At 56.8% G+C, this 15,267-nt stretch carries 16 protein-coding genes; all 16 read left to right on the top strand.

Features of this window, described 5'->3' with window-relative positions; genetic code table 11:
• Positions 1 to 56 precede the first annotated feature (56 nt).
• Positions 57 to 572 carry a flagellar basal body-associated protein FliL gene (fliL, locus tag I6G90_RS09930; protein ID WP_042060542.1) on the top strand — a complete coding sequence of 172 codons (516 nt, stop codon included), beginning with the start codon at positions 57 to 59 and terminating at the stop codon, positions 570 to 572.
• A gap of 7 nt (positions 573 to 579) precedes the next feature.
• Positions 580 to 1,650 carry a flagellar motor switch protein FliM gene (gene fliM / locus I6G90_RS09925; RefSeq protein ID WP_042658705.1) on the top strand — a complete coding sequence of 357 codons (1,071 nt, stop codon included), beginning with the start codon at positions 580 to 582 and terminating at the stop codon, positions 1,648 to 1,650.
• 49 nt (positions 1,651 to 1,699) lie between these two features.
• Positions 1,700 to 2,092, top strand: a complete 393-nt coding sequence (gene fliN, locus I6G90_RS09920) for a flagellar motor switch protein FliN (RefSeq protein WP_042011648.1) — start codon at positions 1,700 to 1,702, stop codon at positions 2,090 to 2,092.
• Entirely contained in the window at positions 2,089 to 2,469 is a 381-nt protein-coding gene (fliO, locus tag I6G90_RS09915; RefSeq protein ID WP_197931083.1) for a flagellar biosynthetic protein FliO, read from the top strand. Before fliN ends, fliO begins: the two co-directional genes overlap by 4 nt.
• Positions 2,456 to 3,229 carry a flagellar type III secretion system pore protein FliP gene (gene fliP, locus I6G90_RS09910; protein WP_042658707.1) on the top strand — a complete coding sequence of 258 codons (774 nt, stop codon included), beginning with the start codon at positions 2,456 to 2,458 and terminating at the stop codon, positions 3,227 to 3,229. Before fliO ends, fliP begins: the two co-directional genes overlap by 14 nt.
• A gap of 25 nt (positions 3,230 to 3,254) precedes the next feature.
• On the top strand, positions 3,255 to 3,524 hold the full coding sequence (gene fliQ / locus I6G90_RS09905) for a flagellar biosynthesis protein FliQ (RefSeq protein WP_042011652.1): 270 nt from the start codon (positions 3,255 to 3,257) through the stop codon (positions 3,522 to 3,524).
• Complete coding sequence (fliR, locus tag I6G90_RS09900) at positions 3,521 to 4,318, top strand: flagellar biosynthetic protein FliR (protein ID WP_197931082.1); 798 nt, start codon at positions 3,521 to 3,523, stop codon at positions 4,316 to 4,318. Before fliQ ends, fliR begins: the two co-directional genes overlap by 4 nt.
• Positions 4,311 to 5,441 carry a flagellar biosynthesis protein FlhB gene (gene flhB, locus I6G90_RS09895; protein WP_075111977.1) on the top strand — a complete coding sequence of 377 codons (1,131 nt, stop codon included), beginning with the start codon at positions 4,311 to 4,313 and terminating at the stop codon, positions 5,439 to 5,441. The genes fliR and flhB overlap by 8 nt, the downstream gene beginning before the upstream one ends.
• 107 nt (positions 5,442 to 5,548) lie before the next feature.
• Positions 5,549 to 7,651, top strand: coding sequence for a flagellar biosynthesis protein FlhA (gene flhA / locus I6G90_RS09890; RefSeq protein WP_075111978.1), 2,103 nt, complete (start codon positions 5,549 to 5,551; stop codon positions 7,649 to 7,651).
• Between the two features lie 16 nt (positions 7,652 to 7,667).
• On the top strand, positions 7,668 to 9,092 hold the full coding sequence (flhF, locus tag I6G90_RS09885) for a flagellar biosynthesis protein FlhF (RefSeq protein WP_182969466.1): 1,425 nt from the start codon (positions 7,668 to 7,670) through the stop codon (positions 9,090 to 9,092).
• A 1-nt stretch (position 9,093) separates the two neighbouring features.
• Positions 9,094 to 9,969: a MinD/ParA family protein gene (locus I6G90_RS09880; protein ID WP_042011658.1), complete on the top strand. Its 876-nt coding sequence runs from the start codon at positions 9,094 to 9,096 to the stop codon at positions 9,967 to 9,969.
• Entirely contained in the window at positions 9,962 to 10,681 is a 720-nt protein-coding gene (locus I6G90_RS09875; RefSeq protein WP_197931080.1) for an RNA polymerase sigma factor FliA, read from the top strand. Before I6G90_RS09880 ends, I6G90_RS09875 begins: the two co-directional genes overlap by 8 nt.
• Before the next feature lie 123 nt (positions 10,682 to 10,804).
• On the top strand, positions 10,805 to 11,176 hold the full coding sequence (gene cheY, locus I6G90_RS09870; RefSeq protein ID WP_005334709.1) for a chemotaxis response regulator CheY: 372 nt from the start codon (positions 10,805 to 10,807) through the stop codon (positions 11,174 to 11,176).
• A 12-nt stretch (positions 11,177 to 11,188) separates the two neighbouring features.
• The gene (locus I6G90_RS09865; RefSeq protein ID WP_042060525.1) at positions 11,189 to 11,929 is read left to right on the top strand and encodes a protein phosphatase CheZ; all 741 of its coding nucleotides are present in this window, start codon (positions 11,189 to 11,191) and stop codon (positions 11,927 to 11,929) included.
• 11 nt (positions 11,930 to 11,940) lie between these two features.
• Complete coding sequence (locus I6G90_RS09860) at positions 11,941 to 14,118, top strand: chemotaxis protein CheA (protein ID WP_197931078.1); 2,178 nt, start codon at positions 11,941 to 11,943, stop codon at positions 14,116 to 14,118.
• 32 nt (positions 14,119 to 14,150) lie between these two features.
• Positions 14,151 to 15,266: a protein-glutamate methylesterase/protein-glutamine glutaminase gene (locus I6G90_RS09855; protein WP_197931076.1), complete on the top strand. Its 1,116-nt coding sequence runs from the start codon at positions 14,151 to 14,153 to the stop codon at positions 15,264 to 15,266.
• The last annotated feature ends 1 nt before the right edge of the window (position 15,267 follow it).

Genomic DNA, 15,267 nt, shown 5'->3' with positions numbered 1-15,267 from the left:
GCAATCCCGAGTAAGTTTATGATATCGAACAAGTTTGAGACTAGGGTGGACAAGGGATGGCTGACGATAACGAGTTGACGCTAAAAGACCCGGCTGCGGGCAAGAAAAAGAAGCTGATCATTATCATTGCCCTGGCGGTTATTTTGCTGGGCGGTGGCGGTGCGGGTGCCTTCCTGATGCTCTCCGGTTCGGAAAAACCGCCCGCTGAAGCGGCGGAGGGCGCAGAGGGCAAGCCCAAGGTGGAAGCGCCTCAACCCTCCCTGTATGTCGGGATGCCAAGACCCTTTGTCTTTAACGTCGCGGGTGCCCAGCGGGATCGACTGGTGCAGATCAAGATCCAGCTTATGGTGCGCGGTACTGCCGACGAGACGCTGGCCAAACAGAATATTCCCCTGATTGAAGGTACCTTGCTGCGGGTATTCAGTGCAGCCAGTGCCGAACAGCTGATGACCTTCGAAGGCAAGGAGAAGCTGCGCAAGGATTCACTGGAAGAGTGCCGTCGGGTGCTCAAGGACCTGGTCTCTTCCCCCGTTATCGAACAAGTGCTGTTTACCGGCTTTGTAATGCAGTAGGTGAAGCGTGAGCGATCTGTTAAGTCAGGACGAAATTGATGCCCTCTTGCACGGTGTCGATGATGTCGAAGAGGAAGAGATAGGCTCGGCGGGGGATCCCGGCGTTGCCCAGTTTGACTTCTCCTCCCAGGACCGCATCGTCCGTGGTCGCATGCCGACGCTGGAGCTGGTGAACGAACGTTTCGCCCGCCACATGCGGATCAGCCTGTTCAACATGATGCGTCGCACCGCCGAGGTCTCCATCAACGGCGTGCAGATGCTCAAGTTTGGCGAGTATGTCCATACCCTGTTTGTACCGACCAGTCTCAATATGGTGCGCTTCCGTCCGCTCAAGGGGACGGCGCTCATCACCATGGAGGCCCGGCTGGTCTTCATCCTGGTGGAGAACTTCTTCGGTGGCGATGGCCGTTATCACGCCAAGATTGAAGGGCGCGAGTTCACCCCGACCGAGCGGCGGATCATCCAGATGCTGCTCAAACTGGTGTTCGAGGATTACAAGGATGCCTGGGCGCCGGTAATGGACGTGGGCTTCGAGTATCTCGACTCGGAAGTGAACCCGGCGATGGCCAACATCGTCAGCCCGACCGAGGTGATCGTGGTCAGCTCGTTCCACATCGAGCTCGATGGCGGTGGCGGCGACTTCCACGTCGCGATGCCCTACTCCATGCTGGAGCCGATCCGCGAACTGCTGGATGCCGGTGTGCAGAGTGACAAGGGGGATACCGACGTGCGCTGGAGCAAGGCGCTGCGTGACGAAATCATGGACGTCAAGGTAGAGCTGCGCGCCAAGCTGCTGGAGACCGAACTTACCCTGCGTGAACTGATGGAGCTGCGACCTGGCGATATCATCCCGGTCGAGATGCCGGAAAATCTGCTGGTCTATGTGGAAGATTTGCCCACCTTCCATGCCAAGATGGGTCGCACCAAAGACAATGTGGCGCTCAAGATCACCGACAAGCTCAAGCGCCCGGAAGGGGTCAAGACAGAGATGCATCTGGTGACCCGCGGCGGGGTACGAATTGATGGCGAGGCCGAGCTGGAAGAGCTCGAGCGCAGCATAGAAGATCAACAGCGATAATCGACGGTTTATTGCGGTAAACGGTCACGAAGTAGCATAAGGAAACAAGATGAGCGGAACTGAGGAAGAGGATTTGATGGCTGATGCCTGGGCTGCGGCGCTGGAAGAGCAGGTGATTGCTGAAGCCAAGCCAGCTCCGCTTGAGGAGCTGACCGACGATGCCCCCATCAGTGCCGAGGAGCGGCGCAAGCTCGACACTATTCTCGATATCCCGGTCACCATTGCCATGGAAGTGGGCCGCAGCCAAATCAGCATCCGCAACCTGCTGCAGCTGAACCAGGGCTCGGTGGTAGAGCTGGATCGCGTTGCAGGCGAGCCGCTGGACGTATTGGTCAACGGTACCCTGATCGCTCACGGCGAGGTGGTGGTGGTGAACGACAAGTTCGGTATTCGCCTGACCGACGTCATCAGCCAGATTGAACGGATCAAGAAGCTCAAATGACGCGCCTCCTGTTGTTATTGCTGCCTGTTCCGGCCTTTGCCGAGACAGTGGCATCCGCCAATGCGCCCACTCTGAGCTCCTGGTTGCTCTCCAGTCTGATGGTGATCGGCCTCATTCTGGTGCTGGGCTTTCTGCTCAAGAAGAGCAAGCTGGCGACCGCTATGGGTGGCGGCCAGATGCGGGTCATCGCCTCGTTGCCGGTGGGTTACAAAGAGAAGCTGCTGGTGGTCAAGGTAGGGGAACAGCAGTTGCTGGTCGGTGTAACGCCGCAGCAGGTCAACTTCCTCTATCGACTGGAACAGCCGCTGGATGAAAATCAGCCACAGGCGTTTTCACAGCAGCTTGGCAAATTGATGGGCAAGCATGAAAAAAGCTAACGGCTTATTGCTGAAAACAGGGCTGCTGGTCGGCCTGCTGATCCCCCTGTTCTGCTCCTGGCCCGCGCTGGCACAGGACGCCATGTCGGCGGTGACCGTCAAGACCATGGGGGATGGCTCTCAGGAATACAGCCTGACCCTGCAAGTGCTGGCGCTGATGACTGCGCTCTCCTTCTTGCCAGCCATGGTGATCATGATGACCTCGTTTACCCGCATTATCATTGTGCTGGGTATCTTGCGTCAGGCGATCGGTCTGCAACAGAGCCCCTCCAACCAGGTGTTGATCGGCATCGCTCTGTTCATGTCGTTCTTCATCATGTCGCCGGTGCTGGATCGCATCAATGATGAGGCACTGCAGCCCTATCTGGCCGAGACCATTCAGGCAAAGGAGGCGCTGGAGCGAGCCGAGTTGCCCATCCACCAGTTCATGCTGGCCCAGACCCGGATCAAGGATCTCAACACCTTTATGGAGATCGCCAACGTGCAGGTGGAGAAACCGGCCGATGTGCCGTTGCGGGTGTTGATCCCGGCCTTTGTCACCAGCGAGCTGAAAACCGCCTTCCAGATTGGCTTTATGCTGTTCTTGCCGTTCCTGGTCATCGATCTGGTGGTCGCCAGTATTCTGATGGCGATGGGGATGATGATGCTCTCGCCGATGATCGTCTCGCTGCCCTTCAAGCTGATGCTGTTTGTGATGGTGGATGGCTGGAACCTCATTCTGGGGTCGCTGGCCAACAGTTTCGGACTGGGTGCCGGTTAGCCGGTCGAGCGCAAGGAGCCCGAACATGAGTCCTGAAACCTTTGTCGACGTCTTTCGTGAGGCGCTCTGGCTGGTGACCATCATGGTGTGCGCCGTGATCCTGCCCAGCCTGATGATTGGCTTGGTCGTTGCCATCTTTCAGGCTGCGACCTCCATCAACGAACAGACCCTGAGCTTTCTGCCCCGTCTCATCGTGACGCTATTTGCGCTGGGGGCGGGCGCTCACTGGGGCTTGCAGAGTCTGATGGACTTCTTCGTACTGATGGTCAACCAAATTCCCGAGGTGGTGGGATGACCTATACAACCGCTCTGATCATGGAGTGGTTGTCTTCCATTCTCTGGCCGCTGGCGCGGGTGAGCAGTCTGCTGATGGTGATGGCGGTGTTTGGTAGTCGCCTCGCCCCTGCGCGGGTACGGATGGGGCTGGCTTTGACCATCACCTTTCTGATCGCCCCGCTGCTCCCGAAAATGCCCCCTATCGAGCTCTTCTCTGCTGGCAGTTTTCTGGTATTGGGCCAGCAGCTACTGATCGGTATTGCCCTCGGTCTGATGACCCAGTTTCTGATGGAGAGCTTCGTGATGGCCGGTCAGGTCATCGCCATGCAAACCAGCCTCGGCTTTGCCACCCTGGTGGATCCGATGAATGGCCAGTCGGCCCCCGTGGTGGGCCAGTTCTATCTGATGCTGGCGACCCTGGTGTTTCTGGCGCTGGATGGTCATCTGGTGATGCTGCGGCTGGTGATCCTCAGCTTTGAAACCTTGCCGGTGTCGGACGCTGGACTCACTTTACCGGCCATCCGTACCCTGATCGGTTTTCTCGGAGTGATGTATCAGGCCTCACTGGTGATGGCCCTTTCTGCCATCGTCGCCCTGCTGCTGATCAACTTCGCCTTTGGTGTCATGACCCGTGCGGCGCCGCAGCTCAATATTTTCAGTATCGGTTTTGCGGTCAGCATGATGTCGGGTCTGCTGATCCTCTGGCTCACTATCGGCGGGTTCCTCGGCCACTTCGACATGATGTGGGAGCGGGTGCAGGAGGTCAGCTGCGAGCTGATCAACACCCAGTGCTTCGGGGGCGCTCATGGCTGATACCGACCAGGAACGTACCGAACAACCCACGGGCAAACGACTGCAACAGGCCCGTGAAAAAGGGCAGATAGCACGTTCAAAAGAGTTGGGAACCGCCAGCGTTCTGCTCTCGGCGGTATTTGGCCTGTTGATGCTCAAGGGCTCGCTGGCGACCGCCATGATCAAGGTCGTCACCATGGGCTTTACTCTGGATCGGGAGCAGGCTTTCGATCCCAATGCCATGATCGCCATGTTGCCGGCGCTGCTGGGGGAACTGGTTCTTCCGCTGGGGTTGTTGTTCGCGCTGGTGGCGATTGCCGCCTTTATCGGCAACACCCTGATGGGGGGGATGAACTTCTCCACCGAAGCCATGATGCCCAAGATGAGCAAGTTGAGTCCGCTCAGTGGCCTCAAGCGGATGTTCGGGGTGCAGTCGCTGATCGAGCTGGTCAAGTCCATCGCCAAGGTGGTGTTCATCACTCTGTTTGCCTGGTGGATGTTATCCAGCCAGTTCAATCACCTGCTCAACCTCTCCATGGAGGGATTTCCCGGTGGCATTATCGATGCGCTGGAGCTGTTTCTCTGGATGTTGATCATCCTCTGCTGCGCCCTGCTTCCCATCGTGGCCATCGATGTGCCGTTCCAGCAGTGGAACCATATGCGTCAGCTCAAGATGACCAAGCAGGAGGTGAAGGACGAGTTCAGGGACAGCGAAGGCAAGCCCGAGGTAAAAGGCAAGATCCGCCAGTTGCAGATGCAGATGGCGATGCGCCGGATGATGGGCGATGTGCCCAAGGCCGATGTGGTGATCACCAACCCGACCCACTACTCGGTGGCGCTCAAGTATGATGCGAGCAAACCCGGTGCCGCGCCCAAGGTCGTGGCCAAGGGTACCGATGAAATTGCAATGAAGATCAGGGAGATAGCCAGAGAGTACGAGATCCCGATCATGCCGTCACCGGCTTTGACCCGGGCTATCTTCCACTCAACCGAGCTGGGCCACGAGATCCCGGAAGGGCTGTTTGCGGCGGTTGCCCAGGTGCTCGCCTATGTTTTCCAGCTCAAAAAATTCCGCCGTGGTCAGGGGCGTCGTCCCCAGCCGCTGGCCAAGGATCTCCCCATCCCGACCGAATATCGCAAATGACAAAGTTCTGACGTAGTCAAAATAAATCCATTGTATTTCAATGTCTTGTATTGTTGGCTTGATGTTTGCTTTAATCTGGCACCAGCAGGTTGAAATTGAGAAGCGCGATGGAATTCAAGGCAGTATTGGGCCAGTTCAAAGAGTACCGGGGAGTATTGGGCAAAGGCCTTGGTACCCCTCTGCTGGTATTGGCTGCGCTCGGCATGGTGGTGTTGCCCATCCCGCCGTTGATGCTGGATGTGCTCTTCTCCTTCAACATTGCCCTCTCCATCGTGATACTGCTGGTGGCCGTCTATACCCGGCGTCCCCTCGAATTTGCTGCCTTCCCGACCGTATTGCTGCTCGCTACCTTGCTGCGGTTGGCGTTGAACGTCGCCTCGACCCGGGTGGTGTTGCTGGAAGGTCATAATGGTACTGCCGCTGCGGGCCATGTGATCGAGGCGTTCGGTAATGTGGTGATCGGCGGCAACTATGCGGTCGGCATCATCGTCTTTACCATCCTGATGATCATCAACTTTGTGGTGATCACCAAGGGTGCCGGGCGGATCGCGGAAGTGAGTGCCCGTTTTACCCTTGATGCGATGCCGGGCAAACAGATGGCTATCGATGCCGATTTGAACGCCGGTCTCATCAATCAGGAAGATGCGAAGAAGCGTCGTCAGGATGTGACCCAGGAAGCCGACTTTTACGGCTCCATGGACGGTGCCTCAAAGTTTGTCAAAGGGGATGCCATCGCGGGCATCATGATCCTCTTTATCAACATCATCGGTGGCTTCATCATCGGGATGATGCAGCACCAGCTGACCTTCAGCGAGTCTGCCGAGATCTATACCCTGCTGGCCATAGGTGACGGTCTGGTGGCGCAGATCCCCTCCCTGCTGCTCTCCATCGCCGCCGCCATCATAGTGACCCGTCAGAATACCGATCAGGACATGGGGACTGCGGTATTGGGTCAGCTGTTTGACAATCCCAAGGCGCTGATCATCTCTGCCGGCATTCTGCTGATGATGGGACTGGTGCCGGGGATGCCGCATTTTGCCTTCCTGAGTTTGGGGGCTCTCTCGGCCGCCGGCGCCTGGTGGCTGCTGCGCCGCGAGAAACTGGCGGCCGCCAAAGCGGCCAAGGGCGAGCTGTTGCCTGCCACTGCCGAACAGCCTCATGAGCAGAAAGAGCTGAGTTGGGACGATGTGATGCCGGTGGACATCATAGGGCTTGAAGTCGGCTATCAGCTGATCCCGCTGGTGGATCGCAATCAGGGTGGTGAACTGCTCAACCGGATCAAAGGGGTACGCAAGAAACTCTCGCAAGAGTTGGGCTTTCTGGTCCCGGCCGTGCACATTCGCGACAATCTGGATCTGGCGCCAAACCAATATCGCATCACCTTGATGGGGGTCAGTACCGGCGAGGCCAATGTCTACCATGATAAAGAGATGGCCATCAATCCGGGGCAGGTATTTGGCCAGATCCAGGGGATAGCCACCCGGGATCCCGCCTTCGGGCTGGAAGCGGTCTGGGTTGCCAAGGAGATGGTCTCTCAAGCACAGACGCTGGGTTATACGGTGGTGGATACCGCGACCGTGGTAGCTACCCATCTGAGCCAGATCCTCACCAACCATGCGGCTCTGCTGCTGGGTCATGACGAGGTACAACAGCTGCTGGACATGATTGGCAAACATCAGAGCAAGCTGGTCGAAGGGCTGGTGCCGGAAGTGATCAGCATGGGTAACCTGGTGAAGGTATTGCAGAATTTGCTCAATGAAGGCGTGCCAATCCGCGATATGCGCACTATCCTGCAGACCCTGGTTGAATACGCGCCGCGCAGTCCGGATCCGGAAGTGCTCACCGCCGCTTGCCGGATTGCCCTGCGTCGCCTGATTGTGCAGGAGATTGCAGGCCCGGATCCTGAGCTGCCGGTGATTACCTTGGCTCCGGAATTGGAACGTATATTGCATCAATCCCTGCAGGCAGGTGGCGGTGATGGTGCCGGTATTGAACCGGGTCTGGCAGAGCGGATGCAGCGCTCACTGGTGGAGGCCACACAGCGGCAAGAGTTGGAAGGTCAACCTGCCGTGCTGCTGACATCGGGGATCTTGCGCAATACCCTGGCCAAGTTTGTGAAGAATGCCATTCCTGGATTGCGCGTTCTGTCTTATCAGGAAGTGCCCGACGACAAGCAAATTCGCATCGTCAGTGCGGTGGGGCAGAACTAGTTAGCGGAGACGACGGGTGAAGATTAAGCGGTTTTTTGCCAAGGACATGCGAACGGCTCTGGCCGAGGTCAAGGAGACTCTCGGGCCTGACGCCGTCATCATGTCCAACAAAAAAGTCACCGGAGGGGTAGAGATAGTCGCCGCAGTCGATTATCAATCCCAGGTTCCGGGGCCCAAAGATGCGCCGGTTCGCCGTCAGCTGAACGATGAGAGCGTCAATATTTCGTCTGCCGCACGGCAGATGATCCGTCCCGAGCCGACACCGGCGAAGGAGCAGAACGAACATTATGCCGATACCCTGGCCGCCTTGCTGGCGCGCCAGCAGAAGCTCAAGCCGGGCAATGCGGCGCCAATGGGCAACACCCAATCGGCCGGTCTGGCTGCTGCCAATGCAGCGCCCAGAACCTTGGCCGAGCAAGGGCAGTGGGGCGCAGCCCCGGAACCTGCCAAGCCCAAGGCCCGGGTTGCCTCCGGTCAGCGTCCCCCTCAACCTGCCCAGCGGGATCAGGAGATGGAGGGGATGCGCAAGGAGATGGCCAGCATCCGCAAATTGCTGGAGCACCAGATCTCCGGTCTGATGTGGCAAGAGGTGGAGCGCCGCGAACCGATGCGGGCCCTGCTGATCAAGGAGCTCAAGAAGCTCGGCTTTGACGATGCGTTTGCCGATCAACTGGCGGGGCTTATCCCCGAAGATATGTCCATCCATCAGGCGATGGCCCAGTTGGCCGAGGTGCTGACGGCCCAGCTCAAGATCAGCGAAGACGAGATTTTGCGTCAGGGCGGCGCGGTTGCGCTGCTTGGTCCGACCGGGGTGGGCAAAACCACTACTATCGCCAAGCTGGCTGCCCGTTTCGCCATGAAGTATGGCGCCGAGCAGGTGGCGCTGATCACCACCGACAACTACCGGATCGGTGCCCATGAGCAGCTGCAGACCTATGGCCGCATCATGGGTTGCCCGGTACGCCAGGTGCGTGATGCCGAAGAGTTGGCCAATGCGCTTTATCAGTTCCGCCATCGTCGGCTGGTACTTATCGATACGGCCGGGGTGGGTCAGCGGGATATCCGCCTGACCGAGCAGCTCGATACCCTGGTCAAGAATGCCAAGGTGCGGATCCGCAGTTATCTGGTGATGTCGGCAACCTCCCAGCGTCGGGTGATGCAGGAGGCGGTGGACCATTTCCGGCGTATTCCATTAAGCGGCTGCATACTTACCAAATTGGATGAAAGTCTGAATCTGGGCGAAGTGATTAACGTGTGTATCCAGAATGCCTTGCCCATCAGCTATATCACTGACGGACAAAGGGTTCCGGAAGATATTCAGGTTGCCAATGCGGCGCAGCTCGTCGGAGCGGCCATGGGCTCGCTGGAGCGAGAAACAGATGAGCCCTATTTCTGGGGCGCAGGCTTTGGCGAGGCCGAAGATTCGGAGTTTTATGAGTAACATGTATATGGATCAGGCGAGTGGTCTGCGCAAAATGCGTCAAAACAATCGAGTAAAAGTAATCGCCGTGTCCGGTGGCAAAGGTGGCGTGGGCAAAACCAACGTGACCCTGAACGTGGCTGGAGCCATGGCAGCCCAAGGCAAGCGGGTGATGGTACTGGATGCCGACCTGGGTCTGGCGAACGTCGACGTCATGCTGGGGCTGCGGGTTCATCGCAACCTCTCTCACGTGCTGGCTGGTGAATGCACCATCGACGACATCATCGTCGAGGGTCCCTACGGCATGATGATTGTGCCTGCGACCTCGGGCACCCAGTCGATGGTCGAGCTTTCGCCGGTGCAGCATGCCGAGCTTATCCGCGCCTTCAGCGAGATGAAGACCCAGGTCGACATTCTGATGGTGGATACGGCGGCGGGTATCTCCGACATGGTGCTGAGCTTCACTCGTGCCGCTCAGGACATCATGGTGGTGGTCTGTGACGAGCCAACCTCCATTACAGATGCTTACGCACTCATCAAGATCCTCTCCAAGGATCACGGCGTGTTCCGCTTCAAGGTGGTGGCCAATATGGTGCGCAGCCTGCGCGAGGGGCAGGAGCTCTTTGCCAAGCTGACCCGGGTCACGGATCGTTTCCTCGACACCTCGCTGGAGCTGGTTGCCTGTGTGCCTTATGACACCAATCTGCGCGCCGCCGTGCGCAAGCAAAAATTGATTGTCGAGGCGTTTCCCAAGTCGCCGGCCGCGCTGGCGTTCCGGGCCCTTGCCAACAAGGCGGCGAGCTGGCCGGTTCCCAACCAGCCGGGCGGCCATCTGGAGTTTTTCCTGGAAAATTTGTTGCAGAAACCGGCCACAACACAGGAAGGTTCCCGTGAATAAAGCCCAAGCGTACTTGCGTCATCAGGATTCCTACGTGCTGGTGGAGCGTCATGCTCCCCTGGTCAAGCGGATTGCCCAGCATTTGTTGGCTCGCCTGCCCAGCAGTGTCTTGCTGGATGACCTGATCCAGGCAGGTATGATTGGGCTGCTTGAAGCCTCCCGTAACTTTGACGGCAGCAAGGGTGCCAGTTTCGAGACGTATGCCGGGATCCGCATCCGTGGTGCCATGCTGGACGAGATCCGGCGTGGTGACTGGGTGCCCCGCTCAGTGCATCGCAACAGCCGGGCTATCGCAGAAGCGATCGAGAATGTCGAACAGGCTCATGGGCGTGACGCGCGGGATACCGAGGTTGCCGCCGAGATGGGGGTCTCCATCACCGATTACCACGTGATGTTGCAGGATGTCTCTTGCGGCAAGATCATCGGCATCGAGGATTTGGGTGTCAGCGAGGATGTCATCGGTAATCCCGATGATGCCCCGTCAGGCTCCGGATTCGATGAATTGGCTGCCGAGCGATTTCAAATTCAATTAGCGGAGCAAATTGGTCGCTTACCCGAGAGAGAAGCTCTGGTTCTCTCTCTTTACTACGATGAAGAGCTGAATTTGCGTGAAATTGGCGAGGTTTTGAATGTGAGCGAGTCGCGTGTGAGCCAGATCCACAGTCAGGCGATGCACAGATTGCGAGCTCGTTTGAGAGATTGGCATCTATAAGTGTTTGTACTGGCTACACTGAGATGAAACTCTAAGGCATAATCCGCACGACACAACCCGTTTTTAGCATCATGTAAGTGAGCCACTCTGGTGGCTATTTAGGAGGGAATTTTGGACAAGAACATGAAAATCCTCATTGTTGACGATTTTTCAACGATGCGCCGGATTATCAAGAACTTGCTGCGCGACTTGGGATTCAACAACACCCATGAGGCGGATGACGGCAATACAGCGCTGCCGATGCTGAAAAATGGTGATTTTCAGTTTGTGGTTACCGACTGGAACATGCCAGGCATGCAAGGTATTGACCTGCTTAAAGCTATTCGCGTCGATGAGAAGCTCAAGCATCTGCCGGTTCTGATGGTAACGGCTGAAGCCAAACGCGAGCAGATCATCGAGGCCGCTCAAGCTGGCGTCAACGGTTACATCGTCAAGCCCTTCACTGCAGCAACGCTCAAAGAAAAACTCGACAAAATTTTCGAACGAATTGGCTAAGGAGCTGCAGGGATGATGGCCAAAACGAGAGCAATGATTTCGCTCGACCAGGCAAGGATGCTTGTTGCTCATCTGGAGCAAGGCGAATTTGAGCTGGCCGATGAACTGCTTGCCGAAGTATGTGCCCCCAACGCAGCTGATCTGTTTGAAAAAGTAGGTAAGCTGACCCGACAACTGCATGATTCACTTCAAGAATTTCGCATTGACCCCCGTATTCCTGACTTGGCTACTCATGACATTCCCGATGCACGGGAACGTTTGAGCTACGTTATCGATATGACCGACAAGGCGGCCAATCGCACCATGGATGCGGTGGAAGCCAGTTTACCGATAGCGGATCGCCTGAATGACAATATCCAGCTGGTGATGCCGAACTGGAATGCCTTGATGTCCCGTGACATGAGCGTGGGACAGTTCAAAGCTTTATGTCATCAACTTGATGATTTTATTAAGGCTTCGGAGTCTGATGCCGATAAATTACGGCAACTGCTGACAGAAATCCTGATGGCGCAAGATTTTCAGGATTTGACAGGCCAGATGATCCGCAAGGTCATCAAGCTTGTTCAGGAAGTTGAAACAAAATTAATAGAAATGCTGACCATGTTTGGTGAGGCTTCTGCTGAGCATTCAACTCGTACTCTTCCTGTCAGCGGGATTGAAGCAGAGGGCCCTATTATGAACCCCGAGGCTCGCGCCGATGTGGTTAATGGTCAGGATGATGTGGACGATCTGCTGTCTAGCCTGGGATTCTAATGGAGTGACGCATGGCCTTCGAAGTTGATGAAGACATACTGCAAGACTTTCTGGTCGAAGCATCCGAAATATTGGAACAGTTGTCTGAACAACTGGTCGACTTGGAAAAGCGGCCCGATGACAAGAACCTGTTGAACGCCATCTTTCGCGGTTTCCATACTGTGAAAGGGGGGGCAGGCTTCCTGTCGCTCGGTGAACTGGTTGATGTGTGTCACGGTGCGGAAAACGTGTTCGACATCTTGCGCAATGGCAAGCGAACCGTGACCGCCGAGCTGATGGATGTGATCCTGCAAGCGCTGGATGCCATCAATGTCATGTTCACCCAAGTTCAAAATCGCGAAGCGCCTAGCCCTGCGTCGGATGATTTGCTTCATGATCTCCATGAGCTGTGCAAGCCTGAAGGTGAAGAGCAGTTGCGTACTGCTACCAGCTCTGCTGGTGCCGCCGAGCCGGAATCTGTTGCGCCGATCGTCGAGGTTATCCCCGAAATTGTCGAGCCCGTCATCGTCAGCAGTGAGCCAGCACCTGTCAATGGTGGTGGATCGATCGACGAGATTTCTGCGGATGAATTCGAGCGTCTGCTGGATGAACTTCATGGCGTGGGTGGTACACCCACCAAAACGACTACAGCCCCTCCTGTTATTGGCGGCTCTGGTGATATTACCGATGATGAGTTTGAGGCCTTGCTGGATCAGCTTCATGGTCAGGGCCAGCACATGGGGGCGCCAGAGGTTAACCCCTTGAAGTCCGTGCAAAAAGAGGTGGACGAGCTTATCGATGATGATGAGTTTGAGCGTCTGCTTGATGAATTGCATGGTCGCGGCCAGGGGCCGCAGAGTACGATGGCACCTGCCGCACCTGCCGCACCTGCCGCACCTGCCGCGGTGACGCCGCCCAAACCGGCAGCCCCTGTAGCGAAACCCGCACCGGCAGCACCGGCAAAACCCGCAGAAGCAGCCAAGGCACCCGCTCCCGCAGCCAAGGCGGCACCAGCGCCAGCTGAAAGCAGTGCGGTACAGAGCGATACCACCGTTCGGGTGGATACCAAGACCCTCGATGTCATCATGAATATGGTGGGTGAGCTGGTACTGGTACGTAACCGCTTGGTTAGCCTTGGTATCGCCAGCAATGATGAAGAGATGTCAAAGGCTGTTGCCAATCTGGATGTGGTAACGGCTGACCTGCAAGGTGCGGTGATGAAAACCCGCATGCAGCCCATCAAGAAAGTGTTTGGTCGTTTCCCTCGCGTTGTGCGTGACCTGGCCAGGACCCTCAAGAAAGATATTGAGCTGGTGATGGTGGGGGAGGAGACAGATCTTGATAAAAACCTGGTGGAGGCGCTTGCCGATCCTCTGGTCCACCTTGTTCGTAACTCCTGCGATCACGGGGTAGAAATGCCGGATGTGCGGGAGAAAGCGGGCAAACCGCGGCAAGGGACGATTACCCTTAGCGCCTCACAGCAAGGTGACCATATCCTGCTTTGCATTGAGGACGATGGCGCAGGGATGGACCCGGAGAAGCTCAAGTCCATCGCAATTAGTCGCGGCGTTCTGGATGCAGATACTGCAGCTCGCATGAGCGACAACGATGCCTATAACCTGATCTTTGCCCCGGGCTTTTCAACCAAGGCCGAGATCTCGGACATATCTGGTCGTGGCGTCGGGATGGACGTGGTTAAAACCAGCATTGTCAGCCTTAATGGCTCGGTGCACATCGACTCCACCTGGGGGAAAGGTACCCGTCTCGAAATCAAGGTCCCGTTGACGCTGGCGATCCTGCCAACCCTGATGGTGGAAGTGGGTGAGCAGACTTTCGCATTGCCCCTTGGCTGTGTGAACGAGATTTTCCATCTGGACCTGAAAAAGGCCAACATGGTTGATGGCCAGCTCACCATCATTGTGCGCGAGAAGGCGATACCGCTCTTCTATCTGCACAAATGGTTGATCCGTGGTTCAAACAAGCGTTCTCGTCAGGATACCGGGCATGTGGTGATCGTGCAGATTGGCACTCAGCAAATCGGGTTTGTGGTAGACAGCCTGATTGGTCAGGAAGAGGTGGTGATCAAGCCACTCGATAACCTGCTGCAAGGTACGCCGGGGATGGCCGGAGCGACGATTACCAGCGATGGCGGGATTGCTCTTATTTTGGATGTGCCGAGTCTGCTCAAAGCATATGCGCGTAGACATTAATAGCTCAGGCCCAAGGAGTTAGAAAAATAACAATGGCAGTCAAGGTATTAGTTGTCGACGATTCGAGCTTCTTTCGCCGTCGGGTGAGTGAAATCATCAATCAGGATCCCATGCTGACGGTGATCGACACGGCCCAGAATGGACGTGAAGCGGTGGACAAGGCGATGTCGCTGCGCCCTGATGTGATCACCATGGACATCGAGATGCCCGTGATGGATGGCATCAGTGCGGTGCGCGAGATCATGGCCAAGTGTCCGACTCCCATTCTGATGTTCTCCTCCCTGACCCATGAAGGGGCCAAGGCGACGCTGGATGCACTGGACGCCGGTGCCCTCGACTTTTTGCCCAAGAAGTTTGAGGACATTGCCAGAGACAAGGACGAAGCGGTCAGACTGTTGCAACAGCGGGTGAAGGAGATCTCCCGCAAGCGCTTCCTGATGACGTCTGCCACCCGCCCCAAAGCACCTGAACCGGTTGCTCGTGCTCCACTGGGCAGCACTGCGCCCAGAATGCCTGAGCGTCAGTCTGATCTGCAACGCACAGTGCCAAGCGCCTCATTCAAGCGCAGTGGCAAGACTTACCAGTTGGTGGCGATCGGTACTTCTACCGGTGGGCCGGTTGCGCTGCAAAACGTGCTGACCAAGTTGCCGGGGGATTTTCCCCATCCCATCCTGCTTATCCAGCATATGCCTGCCACCTTCACCGCCGCATTTGCCGCCCGTCTCAATGGCTTGTGCCAGATTGGCGTCAAGGAGGCCGAGGATGGCGATGTGCTCAAACCGGGCCATGCCTATCTGGCGCCTGGTGGTAAACAGATGCTGCTGGAAGGGCGTGGTGCAGGTGCCCGTATCCGTATCATTGATGGCAACGACAAGGTGAACTACAAGCCTTGTGTAGATATTACCTTTGCCTCGGCGGCCAAAACCTATGCCGACAAGGTGCTGGCGATTGTGTTGACCGGTATGGGCGCCGATGGCCGTGATGGTGCCAGACTGCTGAAAGAGCAAGGCTCTACCATCTGGGCTCAGGATGAGGCTTCCTGCGTGGTATATGGTATGCCCCAAGCGGTTGCCAAGGCAGGGATTGCCAGCGAATCACTTCCTCTGGACAAGGTGGCCCAGCGCATTCTGGTTGAGTTGGGGCGCTAAT

The sequence above is a fragment of the Aeromonas allosaccharophila genome, assembly GCF_016026615.1.
In the GTDB taxonomy this organism is placed as follows: Bacteria; Pseudomonadota; Gammaproteobacteria; order Enterobacterales; family Aeromonadaceae; genus Aeromonas; species Aeromonas allosaccharophila.
The sequence above is the reverse complement of the archived record's forward strand: the minus strand, read 5'-3'. Positions and strand labels throughout refer to the sequence as shown.

Coding starts and splice junctions, on each gene's coding strand:
- I6G90_RS09855 (WP_197931076.1), top strand. CDS start 14,151: ATGGCAGTCAAGGTATTAGTTGTCGACGATTCGAGCTTCTTTCGCCGT.
- fliQ (WP_042011652.1), top strand. CDS start 3,255: ATGAGTCCTGAAACCTTTGTCGACGTCTTTCGTGAGGCGCTCTGGCTG.
- flhB (WP_075111977.1), top strand. CDS start 4,311: ATGGCTGATACCGACCAGGAACGTACCGAACAACCCACGGGCAAACGA.
- fliL (WP_042060542.1), top strand. CDS start 57: ATGGCTGACGATAACGAGTTGACGCTAAAAGACCCGGCTGCGGGCAAG.
- fliN (WP_042011648.1), top strand. CDS start 1,700: ATGAGCGGAACTGAGGAAGAGGATTTGATGGCTGATGCCTGGGCTGCG.
- I6G90_RS09880 (WP_042011658.1), top strand. CDS start 9,094: ATGTATATGGATCAGGCGAGTGGTCTGCGCAAAATGCGTCAAAACAAT.
- fliP (WP_042658707.1), top strand. CDS start 2,456: ATGAAAAAAGCTAACGGCTTATTGCTGAAAACAGGGCTGCTGGTCGGC.
- fliR (WP_197931082.1), top strand. CDS start 3,521: ATGACCTATACAACCGCTCTGATCATGGAGTGGTTGTCTTCCATTCTC.
- I6G90_RS09865 (WP_042060525.1), top strand. CDS start 11,189: ATGATGGCCAAAACGAGAGCAATGATTTCGCTCGACCAGGCAAGGATG.
- flhA (WP_075111978.1), top strand. CDS start 5,549: ATGGAATTCAAGGCAGTATTGGGCCAGTTCAAAGAGTACCGGGGAGTA.
- I6G90_RS09860 (WP_197931078.1), top strand. CDS start 11,941: ATGGCCTTCGAAGTTGATGAAGACATACTGCAAGACTTTCTGGTCGAA.
- cheY (WP_005334709.1), top strand. CDS start 10,805: ATGAAAATCCTCATTGTTGACGATTTTTCAACGATGCGCCGGATTATC.
- fliO (WP_197931083.1), top strand. CDS start 2,089: ATGACGCGCCTCCTGTTGTTATTGCTGCCTGTTCCGGCCTTTGCCGAG.